This is a genomic window from Jannaschia formosa, assembly GCF_003340555.1.
Lineage (GTDB): Bacteria > Pseudomonadota > Alphaproteobacteria > Rhodobacterales > Rhodobacteraceae > Jannaschia > Jannaschia formosa.
The window spans coordinates 85,245-109,250 of sequence record NZ_QPLJ01000010.1 but is presented as its reverse complement, the minus strand read 5'-3'; the positions used below and the strand labels follow the sequence as shown (position 1 = coordinate 109,250).

Annotated in this window: 29 protein-coding genes and 1 tRNA gene; 18 read left to right on the top strand and 12 right to left on the bottom strand. The window is 70.7% G+C overall.

Going from position 1 to position 24,006, the window contains the following annotated elements:
• Positions 1-2 precede the first annotated feature (2 nt).
• The gene (locus DR046_RS12405; RefSeq protein WP_115382705.1) at positions 3-563 is read left to right on the top strand and encodes a F0F1 ATP synthase subunit B; all 561 of its coding nucleotides are present in this window, start codon (positions 3-5) and stop codon (positions 561-563) included.
• Between the two features lie 62 nt (positions 564-625).
• Positions 626-1,417 carry a hormone-sensitive lipase gene (locus DR046_RS12400; protein WP_115382704.1) on the top strand — a complete coding sequence of 264 codons (792 nt, stop codon included), beginning with the start codon at positions 626-628 and terminating at the stop codon, positions 1,415-1,417.
• Between the two features lies 1 nt (position 1,418).
• Here DR046_RS12400 and DR046_RS12395 read toward each other — a convergent pair whose 3' ends face one another.
• Positions 1,419-2,519: a THUMP domain-containing class I SAM-dependent RNA methyltransferase gene (locus DR046_RS12395; RefSeq protein WP_115382703.1), complete on the bottom strand. Its 1,101-nt coding sequence runs from the start codon at positions 2,517-2,519 to the stop codon at positions 1,419-1,421.
• 106 nt (positions 2,520-2,625) lie between these two features.
• Here DR046_RS12395 and DR046_RS12390 point away from each other — a divergent pair, with 106 nt between their 5' ends.
• The gene (locus DR046_RS12390) at positions 2,626-2,868 is read left to right on the top strand and encodes a hypothetical protein (RefSeq protein WP_115382702.1); all 243 of its coding nucleotides are present in this window, start codon (positions 2,626-2,628) and stop codon (positions 2,866-2,868) included.
• A 10-nt stretch (positions 2,869-2,878) separates the two neighbouring features.
• Here the strand turns inward: DR046_RS12390 and DR046_RS12385 are convergent, their stop codons facing one another.
• A complete protein-coding gene (locus DR046_RS12385; RefSeq protein ID WP_115382701.1) occupies positions 2,879-3,913 on the bottom strand; it encodes a ribose-phosphate pyrophosphokinase in 1,035 nt (344 codons plus the stop codon).
• Between the two features lie 152 nt (positions 3,914-4,065).
• On the opposite strand from DR046_RS12385, the gene DR046_RS23665 reads away from it, so the two are divergent.
• From DR046_RS23665 to DR046_RS12370, 4 genes are all read left to right on the top strand, one after another.
• Complete coding sequence (locus DR046_RS23665) at positions 4,066-4,656, top strand: 2-hydroxychromene-2-carboxylate isomerase (RefSeq protein WP_167767097.1); 591 nt, start codon at positions 4,066-4,068, stop codon at positions 4,654-4,656.
• On the top strand, positions 4,653-5,372 hold the full coding sequence (locus tag DR046_RS12380; protein ID WP_167767096.1) for an alpha/beta fold hydrolase: 720 nt from the start codon (positions 4,653-4,655) through the stop codon (positions 5,370-5,372). Before DR046_RS23665 ends, DR046_RS12380 begins: the two co-directional genes overlap by 4 nt.
• Positions 5,373-5,711: 339 nt before the next feature.
• A complete protein-coding gene (locus DR046_RS12375) occupies positions 5,712-6,527 on the top strand; it encodes a MauE/DoxX family redox-associated membrane protein (RefSeq protein ID WP_245190925.1) in 816 nt (271 codons plus the stop codon).
• Between the two features lie 84 nt (positions 6,528-6,611).
• Positions 6,612-7,067 carry an MmcB family DNA repair protein gene (locus DR046_RS12370; protein WP_115382699.1) on the top strand — a complete coding sequence of 152 codons (456 nt, stop codon included), beginning with the start codon at positions 6,612-6,614 and terminating at the stop codon, positions 7,065-7,067.
• On the opposite strand, the gene DR046_RS12365 is transcribed toward DR046_RS12370, so the two are convergent.
• Together DR046_RS12365 and DR046_RS12360 are read right to left on the bottom strand one after the other, a co-directional pair.
• Complete coding sequence (locus DR046_RS12365) at positions 7,036-7,845, bottom strand: serine hydrolase domain-containing protein (RefSeq protein ID WP_280652837.1); 810 nt, start codon at positions 7,843-7,845, stop codon at positions 7,036-7,038. The two genes, DR046_RS12370 and DR046_RS12365, sit on opposite strands and share 32 nt — an antisense overlap.
• A gap of 11 nt (positions 7,846-7,856) precedes the next feature.
• The gene (locus DR046_RS12360) at positions 7,857-8,054 is read right to left on the bottom strand and encodes a DUF6324 family protein (protein ID WP_115382697.1); all 198 of its coding nucleotides are present in this window, start codon (positions 8,052-8,054) and stop codon (positions 7,857-7,859) included.
• Between the two features lie 45 nt (positions 8,055-8,099).
• Here DR046_RS12360 and DR046_RS12355 point away from each other — a divergent pair, with 45 nt between their 5' ends.
• A complete protein-coding gene (locus DR046_RS12355) occupies positions 8,100-8,582 on the top strand; it encodes a GNAT family N-acetyltransferase (RefSeq protein WP_115382696.1) in 483 nt (160 codons plus the stop codon).
• Positions 8,583-8,791: 209 nt separating this feature from the next.
• Here DR046_RS12355 and xth read toward each other — a convergent pair whose 3' ends face one another.
• Positions 8,792-9,577, bottom strand: coding sequence for an exodeoxyribonuclease III (xth, locus tag DR046_RS12350; protein ID WP_115382695.1), 786 nt, complete (start codon positions 9,575-9,577; stop codon positions 8,792-8,794).
• A 230-nt stretch (positions 9,578-9,807) separates the two neighbouring features.
• Here xth and DR046_RS12345 point away from each other — a divergent pair, with 230 nt between their 5' ends.
• Positions 9,808-10,029 (top strand): hypothetical protein, encoded by a 222-nt coding sequence (locus DR046_RS12345; RefSeq protein WP_115382694.1) that lies wholly within the window; start codon positions 9,808-9,810, stop codon positions 10,027-10,029.
• Between the two features lie 112 nt (positions 10,030-10,141).
• Here the strand turns inward: DR046_RS12345 and DR046_RS12335 are convergent, their stop codons facing one another.
• From DR046_RS12335 to DR046_RS12325, 3 genes are read right to left on the bottom strand one after another with little or no spacing between them, the layout of a single operon-like run.
• The gene (locus DR046_RS12335) at positions 10,142-10,537 is read right to left on the bottom strand and encodes a hypothetical protein (protein ID WP_115382693.1); all 396 of its coding nucleotides are present in this window, start codon (positions 10,535-10,537) and stop codon (positions 10,142-10,144) included.
• Positions 10,534-11,067 (bottom strand): EF-hand domain-containing protein, encoded by a 534-nt coding sequence (locus tag DR046_RS12330; protein ID WP_115382692.1) that lies wholly within the window; start codon positions 11,065-11,067, stop codon positions 10,534-10,536. The genes DR046_RS12335 and DR046_RS12330 overlap by 4 nt, the downstream gene beginning before the upstream one ends.
• Entirely contained in the window at positions 11,064-12,266 is a 1,203-nt protein-coding gene (locus DR046_RS12325; RefSeq protein ID WP_115382691.1) for a pyridoxal phosphate-dependent aminotransferase, read from the bottom strand. The genes DR046_RS12330 and DR046_RS12325 overlap by 4 nt, the downstream gene beginning before the upstream one ends.
• A gap of 75 nt (positions 12,267-12,341) precedes the next feature.
• On the opposite strand from DR046_RS12325, the gene DR046_RS12320 reads away from it, so the two are divergent.
• From DR046_RS12320 to tig, 4 genes are all read left to right on the top strand, one after another.
• Complete coding sequence (locus DR046_RS12320) at positions 12,342-12,728, top strand: helix-turn-helix domain-containing protein (protein WP_115382690.1); 387 nt, start codon at positions 12,342-12,344, stop codon at positions 12,726-12,728.
• On the top strand, positions 12,725-12,985 hold the full coding sequence (locus DR046_RS12315; RefSeq protein WP_115382689.1) for an FAD assembly factor SdhE: 261 nt from the start codon (positions 12,725-12,727) through the stop codon (positions 12,983-12,985). Before DR046_RS12320 ends, DR046_RS12315 begins: the two co-directional genes overlap by 4 nt.
• Before the next feature lie 74 nt (positions 12,986-13,059).
• Positions 13,060-13,557 carry a MarR family winged helix-turn-helix transcriptional regulator gene (locus DR046_RS12310; protein ID WP_115382688.1) on the top strand — a complete coding sequence of 166 codons (498 nt, stop codon included), beginning with the start codon at positions 13,060-13,062 and terminating at the stop codon, positions 13,555-13,557.
• 468 nt (positions 13,558-14,025) lie between these two features.
• Positions 14,026-15,387: a trigger factor gene (gene tig, locus DR046_RS12305; RefSeq protein ID WP_115382687.1), complete on the top strand. Its 1,362-nt coding sequence runs from the start codon at positions 14,026-14,028 to the stop codon at positions 15,385-15,387.
• Between the two features lie 626 nt (positions 15,388-16,013).
• Here tig and DR046_RS12300 read toward each other — a convergent pair.
• Positions 16,014-17,207 carry a PQQ-dependent sugar dehydrogenase gene (locus DR046_RS12300; protein ID WP_115382686.1) on the bottom strand — a complete coding sequence of 398 codons (1,194 nt, stop codon included), beginning with the start codon at positions 17,205-17,207 and terminating at the stop codon, positions 16,014-16,016.
• A 93-nt stretch (positions 17,208-17,300) separates the two neighbouring features.
• On the bottom strand, positions 17,301-17,804 hold the full coding sequence (locus tag DR046_RS12295) for a Hint domain-containing protein (RefSeq protein WP_167767094.1): 504 nt from the start codon (positions 17,802-17,804) through the stop codon (positions 17,301-17,303).
• Positions 17,805-17,928: 124 nt separating this feature from the next.
• Between DR046_RS12295 and DR046_RS12290 the strand changes: the two genes are divergently transcribed.
• From DR046_RS12290 to DR046_RS12275, 4 genes are all read left to right on the top strand, one after another.
• Positions 17,929-18,013 (top strand) — tRNA-Leu (locus DR046_RS12290).
• A gap of 24 nt (positions 18,014-18,037) precedes the next feature.
• On the top strand, positions 18,038-19,225 hold the full coding sequence (locus tag DR046_RS12285; protein ID WP_115382684.1) for a glycerate kinase type-2 family protein: 1,188 nt from the start codon (positions 18,038-18,040) through the stop codon (positions 19,223-19,225).
• Between the two features lie 31 nt (positions 19,226-19,256).
• Entirely contained in the window at positions 19,257-19,712 is a 456-nt protein-coding gene (locus DR046_RS12280) for a DUF1499 domain-containing protein (protein WP_135227298.1), read from the top strand.
• Positions 19,713-19,828: 116 nt separating this feature from the next.
• Entirely contained in the window at positions 19,829-22,003 is a 2,175-nt protein-coding gene (locus DR046_RS12275; protein WP_115382741.1) for an RNA degradosome polyphosphate kinase, read from the top strand.
• A gap of 15 nt (positions 22,004-22,018) precedes the next feature.
• On the opposite strand, the gene DR046_RS23660 is transcribed toward DR046_RS12275, so the two are convergent.
• A complete protein-coding gene (locus tag DR046_RS23660) occupies positions 22,019-22,180 on the bottom strand; it encodes a hypothetical protein (RefSeq protein ID WP_167767093.1) in 162 nt (53 codons plus the stop codon).
• Between the two features lie 18 nt (positions 22,181-22,198).
• Positions 22,199-22,333: a hypothetical protein gene (locus tag DR046_RS24640; protein WP_280652836.1), complete on the bottom strand. Its 135-nt coding sequence runs from the start codon at positions 22,331-22,333 to the stop codon at positions 22,199-22,201.
• Positions 22,334-22,455: 122 nt separating this feature from the next.
• Between DR046_RS24640 and DR046_RS12270 the strand changes: the two genes are divergently transcribed.
• Positions 22,456-24,006 carry a Ppx/GppA family phosphatase gene (locus DR046_RS12270; protein WP_115382682.1) on the top strand — a complete coding sequence of 517 codons (1,551 nt, stop codon included), beginning with the start codon at positions 22,456-22,458 and terminating at the stop codon, positions 24,004-24,006.

Genomic DNA, 24,006 nt, shown 5'->3' with positions numbered 1-24,006 from the left:
CGATGATCCGCCTGGCCCTGCCTGCCGCCCTTCTGGCCACGCCCGCGCTGGCCGCGACCGGCGACTATGGCTTCTTCTCGCTGCGCAATACCGACTTCGTGGTGACGATCGGCTTCGTCATCTTCCTTGGCATCCTGTTCTACTTCAAGGTCCCCTCGAAGCTTCTGGGGATGCTGGACGACCGGGCGACCGGCATCCGCAAGGACCTCGACGAAGCCAAGTCGCTGCGCGACGAGGCCAAGGCCCTGCTGGCCGATTACGAGCGCAAGACCCGCGAGGCCCGCGCCCAGGCCGACGAGATCGTCGCCACCGCCAAGGCCGAGGCCGAAGCCTCGAACGTGCAGGCGAAGAAGGACCTCGAAGCCTCGGTCCAGCGCCGCCTCGCCACCGCCGGAGAGCAGATCGAGAGCGCCCGCGCCGCCGCCGTGAAGGAGGTCCGCGACCAGGCCATCATGGTCGCCACCGCCGTCGCCGCCGACGTGCTGGCCAAGCAGACCACCGCCTCGGATGCCGATGCCATGATCGACCGCTCGATCGACACGGTGCGCGAGCGGTTGCACTGACCGCCGCGATCGGCTTGGGATGGGGCGCCTTCGGGCGCCCTTTTTCGTTCCGGGAGGACTGGATGGACGGCTGGCAGAACATGGACACGGCGGCGCTGGACGGCGCCTATGCGAACCGGCCCTACATCCCCGGCGGGGACGACTACCCCACCCGCTGGGCCGCGGAGGCCGCCGCGTTCCGCGACGCGAACCCGCCCGAGGTGATCCCGGTGGGGCAGGCGGCTATCGACCTGTTCCGGCCCGAGGGGGAGCCCGAGGGGCTGATGGTCTTCGTCCATGGCGGCTACTGGCATCTGTTCGGGCGGCGGGACTGGTCGCATTTCGCCGAGGGCGGGCTGGCGCGCGGACACGCGGTCGCGATGGTGGGCTATCCGCTGGCGCCCGGAGCGCGCATCGCGGAGATCACCGCCCATGTCGCCCGCGCCGTCGATACGGTTGCGGCGCATGTCGCAGGGCCGATCCGTCTGACGGGGCACAGCGCGGGCGGGCATCTGGTCGCGCGCATGGTGATGGCGGACGCGGCGCCGGAGAGTGCGGATCGCATCCGGACCTGCGTGCCGATCAGCCCGGTCGCCGACCTGCGCCCGATGGTGCCGCAGACGATGAATGCGGAGTTGCGCCTCGACCCCGCCGAGGCGGAGGCCGAGAGCCCGGCGCTGGGCGCGCCGTTGTCGGGACCAAGGGTCGCCGTGCATGTCGGCGGGGCGGAGCGGCCGAGCTTCCTGTGGCAGGCGGAGGCGCTGGCGGGGGCTTGGGGCGTGCCGCTGCGGGTCGCCGGGGGGCGGCACCATTTCGACGTCATCGACGCGCTCAGGGACCCGCAGTCGGCCCTGATGGCGGACATTCTCGGCTGAGCTACAGCACCCGGCTCCGGTAGAGCCGCACCCGGAGCCCGCCATGAGCAATGGGTGCACTCTCGGTCAGGTCCAGCCCGGTGGCGCGGGCGAGCGAGGCGTCGCTCGTCACCAGCCCGAGGCGCCAGCCCCCGAACCGCTCCCGCAGCGTGGCGCCCAGCGCGCCGTAGAGGCCGTAGAGCGGTTTCTTCTCGCCGATCCGCGTGCCGTAGGGCGGGTTGGCGATGACGAGGCCCGGGGGGCCGTCGGGCGGGACGATCTCGCTGACGCTGCGCTTTTCGAAGAGGCAGAGATCCGCGACGCCCGCCCGTTCCGCGTTGGCACGGGCGGCGGCGAAGGCGCCGGCGTCGCGGTCCGAGCCGTGGAAGCGCAGGTCGGGCAGGCCGGCGGGGCGCGCGGCGCGGAGCGCCTGCCAGGCGGAGGGATCGAAGGTCGCCAGCCGCTCGAAGGCGAAGTCGCGGGCGCGTCCGGGGGCGAGGCCGGCGGCGATCTCGGCCGCCTCAAGGACGAAGGTGCCGGAGCCGCAGAACGGGTCGAGCACAGGCTCCCTCCCCTCATAGCCGCAGGCGCGCAGGAGCAGGGCGGCCATCGTCTCGCGCAGGGGGGCCTTGCCCACAGCCTGCTTGGCGCCGCGCTTGTGGAGCGGCTCGCCGGAGGTGTCGACCGACAGGATCACGAGGTTGTCGTCGATCCGCGCCCGCACCGTCACCGGATCGGGGCCGTCCAGAGGTGCGCCAAGCTCCTCGTGGATGGCGCGGGCGATGCGTTCCTGCGCGGCGCCGGCGTGGTAGATCTTCGACTTGCGGTTGGTCGCGACCTCGACCTGCACCGGCACGTCCGGGCGCAGCACCTCGCCCCAGGGGAACCTGCGCGCACGCTTGTCGAGCTGGGCGAGGTGGAAGGCGCGGAACTCTCCGATCCGGGCCGAGACACGCCCGGCGCCGCGCAAGGTCAGGTTCGCGCGCCAGACCTCCGGCCAGCCGCCCCGGACGGTCACGCCGCCCGGCACGACCTGCGGATCGGCGAAGCCCGCGGCGCGCGCTTCGTCCGCCAGAACGGGCTCCAGCCCCGGAGGGGCCATCAGATGTATCTCGAACGCCATCGCGCCTGACTAATCCGTTCCGCAGAGAGGCGAAACAGTCCTTTCCGCACTGGACGCGGCACGGGCGAGCCCCATCTGCCCGACAGTCAAAACGAGGGAGACACCGATGCAAGAACAGGCCTTCACCCCGGTCCGCCGCGCGCGCCTGGACGAGGAGATCGACCGTGCGTGGGAACGCGCGCGCGCGGCGACGCAGCACGCGCGCGAGACCGGCGCGAAGATGCCGCCGCGCGAGGAGGATGACGCCGAGATGCGTCTCTACCACAAGGCGGGAAACGCGGCGTTCTTCCTGTGCATCTGGTTCGCCATGATCGCCCCGGTGGTCCTGTTCGTCACCCTCTGGGACTGACGCGCGCCGCTCAGCCGACCTGGTCGAGGGCGAGACCGGGATAGAGCGGCTCGTAGATCGGCTCCAGCGTCGCGGTCTCGAAGAGGGACGAGACGCTGGTGCCGTTCCAGATGTTCAGGATCGCCTGGGTCAGCATCGGCGCGGTCGGCACCACCCGGATGTTGGCGCAGTCGAGCACCGGCCTCGGCTGCGCGATCGAGTCGGTGATGACCAGCGACTTCAGCCGCGACTCGGTGATCCGGCCCACCGCCGGACCCGACAGCACCCCGTGGGTGATGTAGGCATGGACCTCGGTCGCACCTGCCCCGACCAGCACCTCGGCCGCCTTGCAGAGCGTTCCGGCCGTGTCGCAGATGTCGTCGACGATGATGACCTTCTTGCCGGCCACGTCGCCGATGACGGTCATCTCGGAGACCTCGCCCGCCTTCTCGCGGCGCTTGTCCACGATCGAGAGCGGGGCGTCGATGCGCTTGGCCAGCTCGCGCGCGCGGGCCACGCCGCCGACATCGGGCGAGACCACCATCAGGTCCTGCATCGAGTCGCGGAAGTGGTAGCGGATGTCGAGCTCGAAGATGGGCGAGGCGTAGAGGTTGTCGACGGGGATGTCGAAGAAGCCCTGGATCTGCGCGGCGTGCAGGTCCATCGTCAGGATCCGCTCGACGCCGGAATTGGTGATCAGGTTCGCGACCAGCTTGGCCGAGATCGGGGATCGCGACTTGGTGCGCCGGTCCTGGCGGGCATAACCGAAATAGGGAATGACCGCGGTGATCCGCCCGGCCGAGCTGCGCCGCAGCGCGTCGGTCATGATCAGCAGTTCCATCAGGTTGTCGTTGGCGGGGTTCGAGGTCGGCTGGACGACGAACATGTCCTCGCCGCGGACGTTCTCGAACACCTCCACGAAGATCTCGCCGTCATTGAACCGCTCGACCCGCGCGTCGACCAGCCCGACCTTCATGCCGCGATGCAGGGACATCCGCCGGGCGATCTGCTGCGCCAGGGGGCGGTTCGCATTGCCGGACATGAGCTTGGGATCGGTATTGGGCATCGGGGCGGGCCTCGCGAATCGCTGCCGGGTCGGGGTGGGGCCGCCCTAGCACCGTGGACCGCGGGGGCAAAGCGTCCCGCGCGATTGCCCCGCGCGGCGCGGCGGGATAGCCCTTCCGCCAAGCCCGTCCCCGAGCCGCAGGAGCGTCGCCCGTGCATATCGACTACTACTTCGCCACCATCTCGCCCTTCACCTACCTGACCGGCACCCGGATGGAGGAGGTCGCCGCCCGCCACGGCGCGACGGTGGCCTACAAGCCCCTGTCGATCATGGATCTCTTCGCGCGCACCGGCGGCACGCCACCGAAGGACCGGCACGAGAGCCGCAGGGAATACCGCCTGCAGGAACTGCGCCGCGCGGCCGCGAAGCTGGGCATGCCGATCAACCTGCAGCCCGCGCATTGGCCGACGAACCCCGCACCTTCGTCCTACGCGATCATCGCGGCGGCGAAGGACGGGTCGGGCGATGTCGGTGAACTGGTGGCCGGGATCACCCGCGCCTGCTGGGCCGAGGAGCGCGACATCGCCGAGGACGAGGTGATCGGCGATTGCCTCGAAGCGGCGGGTTTCGACAGGTCTCTGGTGAACAGGGGAATGATGGAGGGCGCAGAAATCTACGCCCGCAACCTGGAGGACGCGGTGGCGGCGGGTGTCTTCGGCGCGCCCTTCTACGTCGTCGGCGACGAGCGGTTCTTCGGCCAGGACAGGATCGAGGATCTGGACACGTATCTGGCCTCCCTTTGAGGCCGCTGCTGGCGCTGCATTGCGCGCTGGCCTCCGGCGCGGCCTGGAACGGCCTCTTCGCGGCTTTGCCGGGGGTGGACGGCATCGCGCCGGATCTGCCCGGCCACGGCAGGGCGCCGGAGGCGGAGGGGGCGATGATGGACGCGGCGCTCGCCCGCGCGCTGGAGGCGGCGCCCGCAGGGCCCGTCGACATCGTCGGCCACAGCTACGGCGCCGTCGTCGCGCTGCGCCTGCTGGCGGAGCATCCGGGCCGCGTCCGCAGCCTGACCCTGGTCGAGCCGGTGCTCTTCGCCGCCCATCCCGAGGCGCGCGACTGGGACGCGCAGGCCATGGCCCCCTTCCGGGAAGCCCTGGCGGCGGGCGACCGCGCGGCGGCCGCGCGATACTTCCACGGGCTCTGGGGCGCCGGATCCTGGGACGGGCTTCCGGAGGGTGCCCGGCGCTACATCCGCGACCGCATCCACCTGATCGCCGAGAGCGCCGGGGCGCTGGTCGGGGACTGTCATCGCATCCTGCCCGGGCTGCCGCCCGAGGCCGCGCCGCTGCTCGTCACCCGGCGCAGCCCGCCACGACCGGTCGCGCGCATCGCGGACGGGCTGGCGGAACGGATGCCCCGCCTGCGCCGCGCCGAGACCGGCGACGGTCACATGATCCCTATGACGCATCCCGAGGCGCTTGCGGGCCTGCTGCGGGAACAGCTCGACCTTTCGACCTGAGGCCATACCCGGAAACGCATAGCGCCCGGCCGGAGCCGGGCGCTGAGGCGGCGATGAACCGCGGCGACCGTCGGGCATATCTTCCCGAGGACCTGTATATACAGGTGGGCGCCAGGTAACATGACCAGGGCCATATCAGAGCCAGCTCCCTCGGATTTGCTTAAGGCCACCGGAATTATGCCGGGATGACGGGAAGCGCAGAAGCATCGCCGAGACAGGAGATAGGCGCGGCCCGGCGCCGTGACAACAGGGCTTCATGCGGAGAGTTTCGGGAACCCGCCCGCGCGGGTGCGGCGTTTGGTTGCAAGACCCTGGCAACAGGCGAGAAGGAGACCCGCGATGACCGCCACGGCAGAGATCGACGGACCCCGCGCGGCGCGCGACAAGAGCGAGGGGACAGGCAAGCGCGCCTCGCTCTACCGGATGGCGATGCCCGGCCATCTCTGCCCCTTCGGTCTGAAGTCCCTCTCCATACTGAAGCGCAAGGGCTACGAGATCGACGACAACCTGCTCACCTCGCGCGAGGAGGTCGACGCCTTCAAGAAGGCGCATGGCGTGAAGACCACGCCGATCACCTTCATCGACGGCGACCGGATCGGCGGCTATTCCGATCTGAAGCGCCATTTCGGCTATCGCGTCCTCGACGAGGGCGACACGACCTACGCCCCCGTCATCGCGATCTTCTCGTCCACCGCGCTGATGGCGGCGGCGATCGTGCTGAACCTCTACGACGGCTTCCCGATCCTGACGTGGGTGAAGTGGTTCCTCGCCACGTCGATGGTCGCGCTCGCCATCCAGAAGCTGCAGGACGTGGAGGGCTTCGTGAACGGCTTCCTCGGCTACGACCTGCTGGCGCGGCGCCATGTGCCCTACGGCTACGCCTATCCGTTTCTCGAACTCTATGCCGGCATTGGCATGATGGCCCTGATCGGCACCGGCAGCCTGCTGATCTGGCTGGTCGCGCCGGTCGGCATCTTCATCGGCACCATCGGCGCCGTCTCGGTGATCAAGGCCGTCTATGTCGACAAGCGGGAGCTGACCTGCGCCTGCGTCGGCGGCGGATCGAAGGTGCCGCTGGGGGCGATCTCGCTCAGCGAGAACCTCGCCATGCTGGTGATGGGCCTGTGGATGCTGGGGACGCTGCTGGCGGTCTGAGGCCCGGCTGCGACGGCGTGACTCAGGCCACGAGCGCCGGTTTCGGGCTGGACGGGCGTTCGCGCTCCGTTCACACTGCGGCGCATGACGCTCGACACCTGCGCTCCCAGCCTCCAGCCAGGCCAGCTTCTGGCCCGCGGCGTCGCCCGCCATTTGCGCGCCCATGACTTCACCTGCCTCGAGGAGTTCTCGCCCGAGCGCGGGCGCCGCCTCGACGTCATGGCGCTGGGTCCGAAGGGCGAGTTCTGGATCGTCGAGTGCAAGTCGTCCCGCGCCGACTACGTGTCTGACGCGAAGTGGGAGGGCTATCTCGACTGGGGCGACCGCTTCTTCTGGGCCGTCGACACGGATTTCCCGACCGGGATCCTGCCGCCTGAGAGCGGCCTGATCCTCGCCGACGGCTTCGGGGCGGAGGTCGTGCGCATGCCCGAGCCCACGCCGCTCGCCCCCGCCCGCCGCAAGGCGCTGACCCTGCGCTTCGCCCGCTGCGCGGCGCTGCGGCTGCAGGTCAGCCGCGATCCGGGGTTGGGGCTGCTCTGACCACGGCCCGCTCGGTCACGCCGGGCCTTGCGTCGGTCGCGAAGGCCGCGACGACGGTGCCGCCGACCCGGAAGACCGCGCAGGTCGCGCCCGGTCCCCCGCCGGAATGACCGGCGGCCGGGCGCCCGCGCATCTCGCCGATCATCAGTCCCAGGCCATAGCCGTGCCGCGTCCAGGGCCGCCCCGGCAGCGCATCGCCCAGCAGCGTGGGGCGCGTCATCTGCGCGAGCTCGCTGGGCTCCAGCAGCGCCCCACCGAGAATGCCTCGCATCATCGCCGCCGCCTCGGCGGCAGGGCCGATGAGGCAGCCGTGATAGACCCAGCCGAAATCGTAGCCCGGCGTCATGGGCAGCGCCTCGCACCCCTCCGCCAGCCGCGCCGAAAGGCTCAGGGGCGCCAGCACCTCGCGCCGCAGCAGCTCCGCCAGTGGCAGGCCGGTCGCCTCCTCCAGCGTGCGGCGGGCCAGCAGATATCCGAGGTTGGAATAGGCCCAGCCGTCGGGCCGAGGCAGGCTTGCGCAGCGGGCGATCAGGTCGTCGGCGGGCCAGGCGGCCTCGCCCGCCGCGACGGCGGCGCGGTAGGCGGGCAGGGCGCTGTAGCAGGGCAGGCGCGCCTCGTGGCGCAGCAGCGTGCGAAGGCTGTGCCCGTAACCGGGCAGAGGCGCGTCCAGTTCGACCGCGCCCCTGCGCGCCAGCCGCAGCACGGCGCAGGCGATGGCGGTCTTGGTCACGCTCCACCACGGCCAGACGCGGAGGTCGCCCCGGCGCCGGTCGTGCACCGACAGCGTCGCTATCGGCGGGCCTTTCCGGCCTTCCGGGCGATGGCGGCCGCGGCGCGCAGTTCCTCGGCGATCTCCAGCGCCTCGTCGGGGTCGAAATCCATCGGGATCTCGATCCCGTCGCCCTCGATATAGAGCCGCACCATCCCCGCATCGGTCGGCCCGATCTGCAGGTTCGCGGAGAGGTCGCTTTCGTCGTTGATGCCCATGCGCCCTGCCTAGACCCGGGGCGCGATCCGTGCAAGCTCGGCCCCATGGACGGCGTCACATTCCGCGACCTGGAACCGGGCGACCCGGGCTGGGTGATCCAGCGCCACGGAGAGCTCTACTGGCGGGACGAGGGCTACGACCTGCGCTTCGAGGCGCTGGTCGCGCGCCTGCTGTCGGGGTTCATCGAGACGCGGACCGAGGCGGAGCGCGCCTGGATCGCGGCGGATGCCGATGGCCGCCGCATCGGCTGCGTCTTCTGCGCCCGCGACACGCCCGAGGACGCCCGCCTGCGGATGTTCCTGGTGGAGCCCGACTGGCGCGGCAGCGGCCTCGCTCCGGCGCTGCTCGGCAAGGTCGTCACCCATGCGCGCCAGACCGGCGCCCGCCGCCTCGTGCTCTGGACCCACGAGAGCCATCGCGCGGCCGGCCGCCTCTATGCGCGCAGCGGCTTCAGGCTGCTCGACCAGAAGCCTGTCGTGGCCTTCGGCCAGCCCACCCGCGAACAGAACTGGGCGCTCGACCTCTGAGCAGGGCCGGGGGACGCCCCCCGGACCCCCGGCTTCGTGCCGGAGCGCCCCTTTCGGACGCTTGCCCGGGCACATCCCGTTCGCAAGGGGCTCCCGCTTTCTTCCCTCTCCAAATATCCCCGCCGGAGGCGCACGCCTGTCCCAGGCGATCCCGCCTGCCGACGGAGCCTGCACCTCGGGCGCCCCGGCGCCGTGACGTCTGCGCCCCCTCAGCCGTCGAGGGTCAGCCAGACCGGGACGTGGTCCGACGGCTTCTCCCGCCCGCGCAGCTCGGACTGGATCGTGCAGGCCGTCATCCGGTCGGCCACAGCGGGCGAAAGCAGGAAGTGGTCGATGCGCAGGCCGTGATTCCGGTCCCAGGCGCCGGCCTGGTAGTCCCAGTAGCTGTAATGTCCCGGCTGGCCGGGATGGCGGACGCGGAACGCCTCGGTGAGCCCGAGGTTGACCAGCCGGCGCCAGGCGGCACGGGTCGGCGGCAGCATCAGGGCGTCGGTGGCCATGACCTCGGGGCGGGCGACGTCGATGTCCTCGGGCAGCACGTTGTAGTCGCCGCACATCAGGAACGGCTCCTCGGCGGCGAGCAGCTCCCGCGCCCGCGCCTCGAGCCGGGCCATCCAGGCGAGCTTGTAGTCGTATTTCGGCCCCGGCGCCGGGTTGCCGTTCGGCAGGTAGAGCCCGCAGATGCGAACCGCTCCGCCCTCGCCGATCACCGTGCCCTCGATGTAGCGCGCCTGGTCGTCCACCTCCTCGCCGGGCAACCCGCGGGTCACGTCCTCGAGCGGGGTCTTCGACAGCAGCGCCACGCCGTTGAAGCCCTTCTGCCCGTGGGTGTGGAGCTCGTAGCCCGCATCCTCGGCCATCTCGCGGGGGAAGGCGTCGTCGAGCGACTTGATCTCCTGCAGGACGGCCACGTCCGGAGCATCCTCGCGCAGCCAGTCCGAGACGGTCTGGTACCGGGCCTTGATGCCGTTCACGTTGAAGGTCGCGATCCTCATGGCGCCCGGCTTAGGCGGTCGCCCGGCCCTTGTCACGCAGGCATTCGCGCGCGCCTGTCATCGGATAACGCCACCTCCGGCCGAAGCGTGATCGCATAACCGAAGCCGCTTGCGCCAAGGCTCGGCCCGTGTAGCGAGTGCCGGCGGGGCGACGCGCACAACGCCCCGCCATGTTCCGCACCCACCCAGTTCCGCCGACCGAAACTCGGCCCTCTTTCGGAGACGACCCCATGACCAAGTTCCTGCCCCTCGCGCTCGCCGCCGCGCTCCTGTCCGGTTGCCAGACCGGCTTCATCGACAGCGACGTGGAGCGTGGCCTCGCCGGCGCCGCGGCCGGTTACGGGATCGCGAAGGCGGTCGACGGCAACGGCGATCGCGGCGCGATGATCGGCGGCCTGGCCGGGGTGTTCTGCGACGATCTGGGCGGCTGCGCCCGCCCCCGCGGCTACTGAGGAGCGGGCGCGCCGGTCCGGCCAGGGAGCCGGGCCGTCGCCGCCAAGGCCCCGGGCGGCCGCCCCGTCCTCCGGGGCCAGGGGCGCGCCGTGGGCCCCCTCCCGGGCCGGCTCAGTCCCCGGCGAGCCGGTCTGCGCGCTTCTTCACCAGCACCGTCCTCAGGTCGTGCATCGCCAGAAGCAGTGCGTCGGTCGCGGCCTCAACCTCTTCGGCGGAGGCGCGGGACTGCGCCCATTGCGCGGTCAGGTTCAGCGTCTCCACGGCGCGGCGCGCGGCCTCGGCCTCGCGCGCGGCGAGGACGGCCTGACGCTCCGCGAGCCAGGCGTCGATGGCGGCGCGGTCCTCCTCGGTCAGGCGCCGGTCGCCATGCGGGCGGACGGTGCCGTTTCCGGTGTTGACGGTCGCGATCTGTTCGAGCTCCAGCCGTCGTTGCCGGTTCTCGGAGTCGACGCGGAACACGGTCGCGCCGTTCTCCTTCACCCGGAAGTAGTAGGGCGGGAAGGTCACCCGGTCTCGCCGCGCGGATTGGCGCGGATCACGGATTCGATCTCGGCGGGCGTCACGACCCCGTCGCCGTCGAGGTCCCAGCCGGCCAGATCTTCGAGCAGGGCGTCGCTGCCGACCTCTTCGGCGCGCAGTCGCACGCCGGTCTCGATCTCGGTCCGGTCGACCCGGCCGGTGCCGTCGGTGTCGAACTCGGTGAAGAAGGTCTCCAGATGGCTGGCGCTCCAGTCGTCGCGCTGGCGCGCGACCTCCAGCCGGGTGAGGACGCCGTCCCCGTTCCTGTCGAGCGTGACGAGGCTGTCGATCGCCTCGGCGATGCGTGCGTCGCGCGCGGCGGCGCGGTCCTCGGCCAGGGTGGCGAGGACGAGGCCGTCGGCTCGGCCGATCCGTTCCATCAGCGCGGCGACCATGGCGATGGCCTCCTCGGGCGCCTCGGCGAGTAGCCGCTCCAGCTGCGGCGTCATCGGCGCGTCGGCCGGGTCCCCCGCCCAGGCGGGCGGGGCCAGCGCCAGGGCAAGGAGGACGGCTCTCAAGTCAGCCCCTCGCAGAAGCGCCGGATCCGGGCGCAGGCCTCGGTGAGCTGCTGGTCCGAGGTCGCGTAGCTGACCCGGAAATGCGGTGAGAGACCGAAGGCCGCGCCGAAGACGACGGCGACGTTCTCCTCCTCCAGCAGGGCGGTGGCGAAGGCCTCGTCATCGGTGATCTCGGCACCCCCGGCGCTCGTCTTGCCGATGCAGCCCGCGATGGAGGGATAGACGTAAAACGCACCCTGCGGCACCGGGCAGTCGATCCCGGGGCAGGCATTCAGCCCGGCGACGACCAGATCCCGGCGGCCCTTGAACAGCGCCTGGTTGGGGCGGATGAACTCCTGCGAGCCTTCCAGCGCCTCGACCGCGGCCCATTGCGAGATCGAGCAGGGGTTGGAGGTCGATTGCGACTGGATCTTGCGCATCGCGCGGATCAGCTCTTCCGGACCCGCCGCATAGCCGATCCGCCAGCCGGTCATCGCGTAGGCCTTGGACACGCCGTTCATCGTCAGCGTGCGGTCGATCAGCGCGGGCTCGACCTGCGCGGGTGTGGCGAAGACGAAATTGTCGAAGACGAGATGCTCGTACATGTCGTCCGACAGGATCCAGACATGCGGATGGCGCAGCAGGACATCGGTCAGGCCCTTCAGCTCGTCCGCGGTATAGGCGGCGCCGGTGGGGTTCGAGGGCGAGTTGAAGATCAGCCACTTGGTCTTGGGCGTGATCGCGGCCTCGAGCGCGGCGGGCGTCAGCTTGAAGCCGGTCTCGATCCCGGCCTCGGCGATCACCGGCTCGCCCCCGGCGAGCAGCACCATGTCCGGGTAGCTGACCCAGTAGGGCGCGGGGATCACGACCTCGTCACCGGGATTGAGCGTCGCCATCAACGCGTTGTAGATCACCTGCTTGCCGCCGGTGCCGACGGTGACCTGCGCGGGCGTGTAGTCGAGCCCGTTCTCGCGCCTGAACTTGGCGCAGATCGCCTGCTTCAGCTCGGGGATGCCGTCGACGGCGGTGTAGCGGGTCTTGCCCGCCTCGATCGCGGCGATGCCCGCCCGGCGGATGTTCTCGGGCGTGTCGAAATCCGGCTCTCCTGCGCCGAGGCCGATGACGTCGCGCCCCTCCGCGCGCAGCTCGGCCGCCTTTGTCGTCACCGCGATCGTGGGCGAGGGCTTCACGCGGGCGAGGGTGTCGGACAGGAAGGCCATTGGGTCGTCTCCGGTTGGCATGGCGGCACTCTCCGTCCTAAAAGGCTGGGGACCCCGAAAGCAAGGAGCGTGGCGATGCCCGACGACCAGACGGACGAGAATTGGTACGATCCGGATGCGACCACCTTCGGCGACCGGCTGACCGGCGCGCGCGAGGCGGCAGGGCTGAACCAGGCGGAGCTGGCGCGCCGGCTGGGGATAAACGTCAAGACCCTGCGCGCCTGGGAGAACGACCAGTCCGAGCCGCGCGCCAACCGGCTGTCGATGCTCTGCGGCCTTCTGAACGTGTCTCTCGTCTGGCTTCTGACCGGGGCGGCGGTGGGCCAGACGCCCGCGCCCGCGGATGAGGGCGACGGCGCCTTGCTGGCCGAGGTCGAGGCGCTGCGGCGCGAGGCCTCGGTCCTGTCGGACCGGCTGGGCCTGCTCGAGTCGCGGCTCCGCGCGCGGCTGGCCCGGCCATGACCGAGCTGGAGGCCCGCCGGAAGCGCGCCCGGATCCGCGCCTGGCGCCGGGGCATCAAGGAGATGGACCTGATCCTGGGCGGCCATGCCGATGCCGAGCTGGAGCAGATGGACGCGGCGGACCTCGCGCTGTTCGAGGCGGTGCTGGGCGAGAACGACCACGACCTGTTCCAGTGGGTGACGGGGCAGGGGACGCCGCCGACACGCTACGCGCCGCTGATGGCGACCCTGTCGAAGCGCGCCGCGACCGCGAGGTGATCGCCCCTTAACGGATTATTTGCATTTCTCGGCGAGAACCCCCGGTGTAGCGAGACAAGCCGGGGTCAGATGGGATGAGCAGACTCGAGAAGTTCCAGCCTAGGAAGACGACGGACTTCATGTCCGGCTACCTCGACTCGCTGACCTTGGTGGAGCGGCTGCATCGCCTGCTCCTCGACGTCATCAAGGACGAGTTCGAGCGTCTGGACATCCTGGAGATCAACGCCGTCCAGGGTCTTCTGCTCTTCAATATTGGCGACAATGAGGTGACGGCGGGCGAATTGAAGAGCCGCGGTTATTACCAGGGCTCCAACGTCAGCTACAACCTCAAGAAGCTGGTCGAGATGGGCTACATGCACCACCAGCGCTGCGAGATCGACCGCCGCGCCGTCCGCGTGCGCCTGACCGAGAAGGGGCGCGAGGTGCGCAACGCGCTGGAGGCGCTGTTCACCCGCCATGCCGAGGGCATCCGCCATACCGGCGTCCTGTCCGATGCGGGCCTGATCGAGATCGTGAGCACGCTCCGCCGCGTCGAGCGGTACTGGAGCGACCAGATCCGCTACATCTACTGACCGCCGGTCCGGGAGGCCGAGCCGGATCGGCTTGACTGGTCTCCGGCTGTGGGATGCGGGTAGCGGGGCAACGCCCGGGAGCCGGGCGTCCGGCCCCGCCTCGCTCGGGTGTGACCGCGCCTCGGGCGCATGCCGCTCCGACCTTACCGCCCCTCGGGCCCATGCCACCCCCGCGTGACTGCTCAGCGGCCGCAAGACCGGCGGACCGCTCATGACGGCGACGCGCTCCGTCTCGCGAGGCGGTGGCTTGACCGTCCGCGTCAGCATGTGGGGCGATCCCGGCGGGGGATCGCGCTCACCAAGGCGGGCAGGGCGCGGCGCGTGGACCCGGCCGCCGGAAATCCCCTTGCGCCCCTCGGGCGCGCTCCCTAGACAGGCGCTCGATTTCGGCCCGCCCCCTGGCGGGCCTTTGACCTATGGGGCCGCCGGCGCGCGCGCCCTGGATCCACCATCGAAGGACGACCCGACATGCAGGTGACCGAGACCCTGAACGAAGGCCTCAAGCGCGGCTACACCATCACGGTCCCCGCCGCCGAACTCGACGCCAAGGTGAACGAGAAGCTGACCGAGGCGCAGCCCGAGATTCAGATGAAGGGCTTCCGCAAGGGCAAGGTTCCGATGGCGCTGCTTCGCAAGCAGTTCGGCCAGCGCCTTCTCGGCGAGGCCATGCAGGAGGCGATCGACGCCGCCTCGACCCGCCATTTCGAGGAATCGGGCGACCGCCCCGCGATGCAGCCCCGGATCGAGATGACCAACCAGCAGTGGAAGGAAGGCGACGACGTCGAGGTCGCGCTCTCCTACGAGGCGCTGCCCACGATCCCCGATGTCAACTTCTCCGGCGTCAAGATCGAGCGCCTGGTGGTCGAGCCCGCCGAGGCCGACGTGCAGGAGGCGCTGGAAAGCCTCGCCTCCAACGCCAAGACCTTCAAGACCAAGAAGGGCAAGGCCGCCAAGGGTGACCAGGTCGTGATCGACTTCCTGGGCAAGGTCGATGGCGAGCCTTTCGAGGGCGGCGCCGCCGAGGACTTCCCGCTGGAGCTCGGCTCCGGCAGCTTCATCCCGGGCTTCGAGGACCAGCTGATCGGCCTGAAGGCCGGCGAGGAGAAGGAGGTCGAGGTCACCTTCCCCGAGCAGTACCAGGCCGAGCACCTGGCCGGGAAGGCCGCCGTCTTCGAATGCAAGGTCAAGGAGGTGAAGAAGCCCGCCGAGGCCACGATCGACGACGAGCTGGCCAAGCAGTACGGCGCCGAGAGCCTCGATGCACTGAAGGAGCAGATCTCCGGCCGGCTCGCGCAGGAATACCAGGGCGCCGCCCGCCAGGTGGTCAAGCGCCAGCTTCTCGACCAGCTCGATGACCTCGTCAGCTTCGACCTGCCGCCCAGCCTCGTCGACGCCGAGGCCCAGCAGATCGCCCACCAGCTCTGGCACGAGGAGCATCCGGACGTCCACGGTCACGATCACCCGAAGATCGAGCCCACCGAGGAGCATCGCAAGCTCGCCGAACGCCGCGTGCGTCTCGGCCTGCTGCTGGCCGAGCTGGGCCAGAAGGAAGGCGTCCAGGTCACAGATGCCGAGATGACCCAGGCGATCATGACCCAGGCCCGCCAGTACCCGGGCCAGGAGCGGGAGTTCTTCCAGTTCATCCAGCAGAACCAGCAGGCCCAGCAGCAGCTGCGCGCCCCGCTCTTCGAGGACAAGGTCGTCGACCTCGTGCTGGAGCGGGCCCAGGTGACCGACAAGACGGTCACCAAGGAGGAGCTGCAGGCCGAGATGGAGAAGCTCGAGGAGCTCGACAAGACCGAGGCCGCCGGCTCGACCGAAGACGCCTGAGCGCGGGACCACGATGAAGAAGCGGGGGCGCCCTGGTGGGGCGCCCCCTGCATTTCGGAGACGCGCATGGCGCCGCTGCCACGGCAGGGCCCGGACGGCGCGGGTGGCGCGGAAGAGCTTCCATCCCGCCCCCAGGGTCATGACGGCGCCGTCGCGCCCTTCCCGGTCGGAGTCGCCGCCCAGCGGGGTCTTCGATCAACCGAGTTGCGCGCCTTGGCCGCGCAGAGGGATGGACGACCCGCACGAAAAACCCCTCGGCTTCACGCAGAAGGTTCAGGCCGCCATCGCCCTGAACCAGCCGAGGCCCTGCCTTCGGGCGGGGATTCGGGTCCGCTGGCGACGCCCGACCAGACGCCGCTTGCAGCCCTGTCCACCAGGACCGCGCTCGGCGACATCGACCGCCGGTGGGCTGACGGCCCCATGCCGAAACAGCATACCGTGACGCACCCCGCCGCCGAACCCGTCCATTTCCTGTGGCTGAAAATACTCCGGGGGGCCCGAAGGGCGGGGGCAGAGCCCCCTCCGCCCGTTGACCCAAACCCCGCCTCGGGTCAGCGCGCGGGGGGTCCGGGGGGCGGCAGCCCCCCGGCCGGTCGGACCGGCGCCAGCCGGTCCGAACCTCCTTGTCAGGACGACGACGCGGGCGTGACGTGGATCATGGCACCGTCTTCGAAATCGGTCAGGATGAAGAACGTCCCGTCCTCCTGAAGCTCGACGTCCCGCACGCGGCCGATATCGCGCAGCAGGCGCTCCTCCTCGGTGACGAGGCCTTCCTCGTTCAGCGACAATCGCACCACGCCGCCGGGATAGAGCGACCCGATCAACGCGTCGCCGTTCCACTCGGAGAAGGCCTCGCCGTCGTGGAAGGTCATTCCGGCCGGCGCGATGACGGGGTCCCAGAAGTAGACGGGCTGCTCCATCCCCTCCTGCTGCGCATCGCCCGACCCGATCGGCCCGCCGCCGTAGCGCTCACCGTAGGAGATGACGGGCCAGCCGTAGTTCAGCCCCGGGTCGGGCCGGTTGAGTTCGTCGCCGCCCGCGGGGCCGTGCTCGATCGTCCAGAGCGTGCCGTCCGCGTCGTAGGCCGCGCCCTGGATGTTGCGGTGGCCGTAGGACCAGATGCTGTCGATGGCCCCCTCCTGGCCCACGAAGGGATTGTCCTCGGGAATCGAGCCGTCGAGATTGACCCGGATCACCTTGCCGTAGGTCTTGTCGAGGTCCTGGGCATAGACCCGCGTCTCGAGCGAGGAATGCTCGCCGGTGGTGATCACGGCCGTGCCGTCCCCGGGGAACAGGATGCGGCTGCCGTAATGCATGGCCGTGTCGTCGGGCGGGTCCTGCACGAAGATGTCCTCGACCTCACTGAGCGCGGTCATGTCCTCGGACAGCACGCCGCGCGCGGCGGCGGTGGCCGACAGCCCGTCGCCCATGGGCTTGGCATAGGTGATGTAGACCATCCGCGTCTCGGCGAAGTCCGGGCCGAGCGCGACGTCCAGCAACCCGCCCTGGTCGCGGTTCCACACTTCGGGCACGCCCGAGATCGGCTCGGACAGGGTGCCGTCGGGCGCGACATGGCGCAGACGGCCGGGCCGTTCGGTGACGAGCCAGCCATCGTCGTCCGGCAGGGTGGCGATGCCCCAGGGATGGACGAGGCCCTCGACCAGGGTCTCCGTATCGAGCTCGACATCCGACTCGACCAAGGGTGCGCGGAACTGCTCGGGGAAGGCGGGGGCCAGATCGGTGTTCCGCTCGCCCCGCTCGAAGCTCTGGGCAGTCGCGGCGGCGGGGACCATCAGGATGGCAAGGGTCAGGATACGCATGGTTTTCTCCGCAGGTCATGGATCTTGACCTCAGAGACTAGGGCGCCGCCCGCGCCCGTCACCTCACGCGTCCGAGAGACCGGGGGCGCTGCGTCAGGCGGTCGCGTCGTCGATGACGCCGGTCTCGGTGCGCCCGGTCGGCAGTTCCAGCCCGTTGGCCCAGATCGTCGCGGGGCGGCCGAAATCGAGGCGGAAGACCTCGCCGCGGCCCGCGGCGGTGATCTGGCAGCCGTCCTGCAGGCGCGCGGCGGGGACGAGTGCGCGCTCGGCGTCGAACAGCGCGCCGGCGCGCCAGTCGCGCAGGACGAGGTGCTGGTCGGCGGCGACGACCGTCTCGCGCTCGGGTCGGGCAAGGCCGAGGCTGTCGGGCGCGACGCGCAGGACCGGGACTTCGACCGGCGAGATCGCGCGGATCTGCCGCATCCCGCTCTCCCGGGTGATGACGCGGTCGCCGGGGCGCAGCATCTCGACGCGGACGGGGCCGCGCGCGGTCAGGATCTCGGTGCCCCGCGCGATGCCGCCCTGCGCGGTGCCGCCGACCGGTCGCGCGGCGCGGCGGATCAACTCGCTTGCGTTCATGCGGAGCTGGACGGTCATGGCGAACCTCTCGAGGTGGCGGACAATCTTCTGCATGCGCGCGGAATATGGCGCGACGGGGGCAGGCTTGCGGACTCCTGGTGGCCCTTCCCGTTCGATTCGACGGGTGCTAAGGGGGCTCCGGGCGGGTGTGGCGGAACTGGTAGACGCACCAGATTTAGGTTCTGGCGCCGCGAGGCGTGGGGGTTCGAGTCCCTTCACCCGCACCATCCGCGCCCGGGGCAGGGGGCGCGATGCGGGACGGTCTGATCGATATCTTCATGGCGGGCGTGCGACGCGCCGATCCCGAGGCGGCGGTGACGGCGGCCCTGGCGGATGCGGCGCGCCCTGACGCTATCCTTGCGCTCGGCAAGGCGGCCGCCGCGATGGCGCGCGCGGCGCTGGCCCGCTTTCCGGGCGTGCCCTGCCTGGTCGTGACCAACCCCGAGAACGCGGCCGAGATCCCGGGGGCGGAGGTCATCCTCGGCGGCCATCCGGTGCCCGATGCGGGGTCGGAGCGGGCGGGGCAGGCCTTGCTCGACCGGGCTGCGCGACTTGGGGAGGGCGAGCGCGCGCTTGTCGTGATCTCGGGCGGTGGCTCGGCGCTCGCCGTCGCGCCCGTCCCGGGGGTGAGCCTCGCCGACAAGGCGGAGGTGTCGCGCCTGCTGCTCGGGGCCGGGCTCGACATCCGGGCGATGAACCTGGTCCGGCAGGCACTGAGCCGGCTGAAGGGCGGCGGGCTCGCGCGCGCGCTGGCGCCTGCCGAGGCGGTGGCGCTGATCCTGTCGGACGTGGTGGGCGACGACCTCTCGGCAATTGCCTCGGGCCCCTGCGTCCCGCCGCTCGGCACGCCGGCCGAGGCTGCGGCGCTGCTGCGCGGGGCCGGGCTCTGGGACCGGATGCCCGCCGCCTGCCGCGCCGCGCTGGAGCGGGCGGAGCCCTTGCCGACGCCGCCGGTGGAGACGCGGCTGATCGGGTCGAACCGCCTTTCGGCCGAGGCGATGGCGGCGGCGGCGCCGGGCGCGGTGCTCGATCCCGTCCCGCTGGAGGGCGACGTGGCCGAGGCGGCGGCGCGGGTCGCCCGGGCCTTCGCGCCTGGCATCCGGCTCTGGGGCGGCGAGACGACGGTGGTGCTGCGCGGGTCCGGTCGGGGCGGGCGCAACCAGGAGCTGGCGCTGCGCGTCGCGCTGGCGCTCGAGGGCGTCGACCGGCCCTGGGCCTTCCTGTCGGGCGGCACCGACGGGCGCGACGGGCCGACCGACGCGGCAGGCGCGCTGGTCGACGGCGGCACGCTGGCACGGGCGCGGGCCGCCGGGATGGACGTCGCCGCGCGGCTTGCCGACAACGACAGCTATCCCCTCCTGCAGGCGACCGGCGATCTTCTGATCACCGGCGGCACCGGCACCAACGTCGCCGACCTGCAGATCCTGAAGGTGGGGTGACGCGGGGCCGCGGTATCTCTATGTGATCCCCATGTTCAGACGACTTCTTCTTGCGGGCGGGGTGGCCGCCGCCGCCGGCGCGGGCTTCGTGCGCACCACGCCGATGGATCCCGAGACGTGGCACGCCGACCCCGAGGCGCGCACCCGCACCGGCAGACCCAACGACTATCTGGTTGCCGAGGGTGGCGACCGCCCCGCGCTGATCCTCGACCGGGCGCCGCAGGCGGTGGCCGCCGATCTCGACGCGATCGCGATGGCCGAGCCGGGGGTCGAGCGCCTCGCCGGATCGCCGGAGGAGGGCCACGTCACCTATGTCCAACGCTCACGCCTGGTCGGTTTTCCCGACGCGGTCTCGGTCAGGATCTCGCCCGAAGGCGGCGGCGCGCGGGTCAGCGTCTGGAGCCGGTCGCGCTACGGCCATTCCGACATGGGGGTGAACCGCGCCCGGGTCGAGCGCTGGCTCGCCGCGCTGGAGACGCGGAGCTAGGCAGCGTCGCGCCAAGAGGGATTGCGCGTTCTGGACCGTCCTGCGCCCGGCGGATACCCTGTCATCCGTTCGTCATTCCTTCACGATAGGCGCCCGTCATGCTGGACCGTCCCGAGATCCCCGCCGCCGACTTCCTGCGGGCGCCGTTGCCCGCCCCCGTCGAGCTGGACGAGGATCGGCGGACCGGCCCGCGCCGCTTCTTCAACCGCGAGCGGTCCTGGCTGGCCTTCAACTGGCGCGTCCTGGACGAAGCCGCGAACCCGCGCCTGCCGCTGCTGGAGCGGCTGCGCTTCCTGTCGATCAGCGCGGCCAACCTGGACGAGTTCTATACCGTCCGCGTTGCCGGCCTGCGCGAGCTGGCCCGCGCCGGCAACGTCTCTCCCGCCGCCGACGGGCGCACGCCGGCCGAGCAGCTTGTCCTGATCGACGAGGATGCGGGACGGCTCTTGGGCGAGCAGCAGGACGTCTGGAAGACGATACGCGCCGAGATGGAGGCGGCCGGGCTGTGCCTGCTGACGGCCGACGCCCTGACCGCGGCCGAGAAGGCCGAGATGGCCGACTACTTTCTGCGCAACGTCTTCCCGGTCGTCTCGCCGCTGGCCATCGACCCGGCCCACCCCTTCCCCTTCATCCCGAACGAGGGCTTCGCCCTCGCCGTCGAGCTGGAGCGCAAGGCGGACAAGCGCCTGCTGCGGGCGCTGCTGCCGATCCCGGCGCAGATCGACCGCTTCGTGCGCCTGCCCGGCGACGGGTCCACGATCCGGTTCCTGCCGCTGGAGGCGCTGCTGCTGCTTCAGATCGAGCGGGTCTTCCCCGGCTACGTCCTCAAGGGCCATTGCGCCTTCCGCGTGCTGCGCGACAGCGACCTGGAACTGGAGGAGGAGGCCGAGGACCTCGTCCGCGAGTTCGAGACCGCGCTCAAGCGCCGCCGCCGGGGCGAGATCGTGCGCATGAAGATCACCGCGAACGCGCCCGCGGGCCTGCGCCGCGAGATCGTCGAGGAGATCGGCGTCGAGGAGAACGAGATCATCGAGGTGGACGGTCTCCTGGGTCTCGCCGCCCTGAAGGAGCTGGTCGTCGGCGACCGCAAGGACCTGCTCTGGCCCAGCTTCACGCCCCGGGTTCCCGAGCGGGTGCAGGATCATGACGGTGACATGTTCGCCGCGATCCGCCAGAAGGACATGCTGCTGCACCACCCCTACGAGACCTTCGACATGGTCATCCGCTTCCTGCAGCAGGCGGCGCTGGACCCGAACGTGCTGGCGATCAAGCAGACCCTCTATCGCACGTCGCGCGACAGCCCGATCGTCGCCGCGCTCTGCGAGGCGGCGGAGGCGGGCAAGCAGGTCACGGCCCTGGTCGAGCTGAAGGCGCGCTTCGACGAGGCCGCCAACATCCGCCAGTCCCGCCGGCTGGAGCGGGCGGGCGCCCATGTCGTCTACGGCTTCACCAACTACAAGACCCACGCCAAGATCAGCACGGTGGTCCGGCGCGAGGGCGACAAGCTGGTGACCTACACCCATTTCGGGACGGGCAACTACCATCCGATCACGGCGCGCATCTACACGGACCTGTCGCTCTTCACGATGTCCGAGGCGCTGGGGCGCGACGCGACCAAGGTGTTCAACTACATCTCGGGCTACGCCCCGCCCGAGGGGCTGGAGGCGCTGGCGATCTCGCCGATCTCCCTTAAATCGACGCTGCTCGAGTCGATCTCGGCCGAGATCGAGCATGCCAAGGCCGGGCGTCCGGCGGTCATCTGGGCCAAGATGAACTCCGTGATCGACCCGGACGTGATCGACGCGCTCTATGTGGCGAGCCAGGCGGGCGTGCGGGTCGACCTGATCATCCGGGGCATCTGCGGCCTGCGTCCGGGCGTGAAGGGCCTGTCCGAGAACATTCGCGTCAAGTCGATCGTCGGCCGCTTCCTGGAGCATTCGCGCATCGTCTGCTTCGGCAACGGCCACGGCCTGCCGTCCAAACGGGCGCGGGTCCATATCTCGTCGGCGGACTGGATGGGTCGCAACCTGAACCGCCGGATCGAGACGCTGGTGGAATGCACCAACCCGACCGTGAAGGCGCAGATCGTCAGCCAGATCATGGCAGCCAACCTTGCCGACGTGGCGCAGTCCTGGGTGCTGGGGCCGGAGGGGGAATGGACCCGCGCCGATGTCTCGGCGCTCGACAACCCGTTCAACTGCCACCGGTTCTTCATGGAGAACCCGTCCCTGTCTGGGCGTGGCAGCGCAGGGGCGAAGGACGTGCCGGAGCTGACGCATTCCGCCGAGTGAGGGCGCAGGCCCGCGTCAGATGCCGTCGTCGCCGTCGATGTCCCCGTCGCTGACGACGGCTTGCGGGACGCCGGCGGGACGTTCCTGCGACTGAGTGCTGTAGGGCGTCGGGTCGGAGCTCTGGCAGGCGGCGAGCAGGCCGAGCGCGGTGAGGGCGGCGAGGCGACGGAAGATCATTCGAGATTCCCTTCGAGGTCAGAAGTCGACGATGGCGGTCGCCGTCTGCGTGGGCGATGGGCGCGGCGTGGTGTCGGGCGCGGCGAGCCAGGTCGCGATGGCGAGCATCGCCGGACCGATGGCGAGGAAGGCATAGCTGCTGCGGGGCGGCATGATGTTTCCTTTCGTTGGCCGATCAACCCCGGCGGACACGATCGGTTCCGGGCGTGCGCGTTGACCGCGGCGCGCCCTGCATGCCAAACCGCCTTGACCGATGAAGAACCGGGAGAACGGCCATGAAACTCGACGCAGCCGAGGCCGAGGAGTACGGGCCGTTCGGCGCCCCCCTCTTCGACGGTCCCGAGGCGCGGGCGCTGCGGCGGGTCGGCGTGATCGACGTCGGGTCGAACTCCGTCCGGCTGGTCGTCTTCGACGGGGCGGCGCGCTCTCCGGCGTATTTCTTCAACGAGAAGATCCTCTGCGGACTGGGCGCGGGGCTGGCCGAGACCGGCCTGCTCAACCCCAGGGGCCGCGAACGGGCGCTCGTCGCGCTCCGCCGCTTCGCCATCCTGGCGCGCGGGATGGAGGTCAACTCGCTCACCGCCGTCGCGACCGCCGCCGTGCGCGAGGCCAGGGACGGCCCCGCTTTCGAGGCCGAGGTGGAGCAGTCGACGGGGCTGAAGCTCTGGGTCATCGACGGCGCCGAGGAGGCGCGGCTGTCGGCGCAGGGCGTGCTGCTGGGATGGCCCGAGGCGAAGGGGCTGATCTGCGACATCGGCGGCTCGTCGATGGAGCTGGCGGTGCTGCCGGGCGAGGGCCGGGTCGGCGCGACCGTGTCGGGCAAGCTCGGACCGCTGAAGCTGCAGGACGTGAAGACCAAGAGCGCGCGCCGGGACGAGATCGATGCCGGCGTTCGAGCCATGGCCGAGGCGCTGGGCCAGGACCGCACCGAGAAGCTGTTCCTCGTCGGCGGATCCTGGCGGGCGATCGCCCGGATCGACATGCAGCGCCGCAACTATCCGCTGCATGTCCTGCACGAATACACGATGACGCCCAACGACCTGCGCGCCACGATCAAGCTGATCGAGTCTGCCGACATGGACGCCCTGCGGCAGGAGACGGGGACGAGCGAGGCGCGGATGTCGCTGGTCCCGATCGCGGCCGAGGTGCTCAGCCGCGTGGTCAAGACCTTCCGCCCGAAGGAGATCGCCGTCTCGTCCTACGGCATCCGCGAGGGGCTTCTCTACGAACGGATGCCGGAGGTGCTGCGCGCCCGCGATCCGCTGATCGAGTCCTGTCGCGCGTCCGAGGCCGCCTCGGCCCGGCTGCCGGGCTTCGGCCGGGTGCTCTACAGGTTCATCTCGCCGCTGTTCTCGCGCGTGGGCGACCGGCGGCTGCGGCTGATCCGGGCCTGCTGCCTGCTGCACGACGTGTCGTGGCGCGCGCATCCCGACTACCGCGCCGAGATCTGCTTCGACAACGCCACCCGTGCCAACCTGGGCGGCCTGACGCATTCGGAGCGCGTCTATCTGGGTCTCGCCCTGCTGCACCGCTACCGCAACAAGCGCGAGGGCACGCCGTTCATGGCGCTGGCGCCGCTTCTGGGGGAGGCCGACACGCGGCAGGCCGAGGTTGTCGGCAAGGCGATGCGCTTCGGCGCTATGTTCTCGGCGCAGGATCCGGGGCTGATGGGGTCCATGAAGCTCTATCCCAAGAAGGCCGAGCTGGAGCTGTCGCTGCCCCGGGGCGACGGCGAGGCACTCTTCGGCGAGGTGGCGGACGCGCGGTTCAAGTCGCTCGCCTCGTCGCTCGGCTGCACGCCTACGGTGAAGGTCCTGCGGGAATAG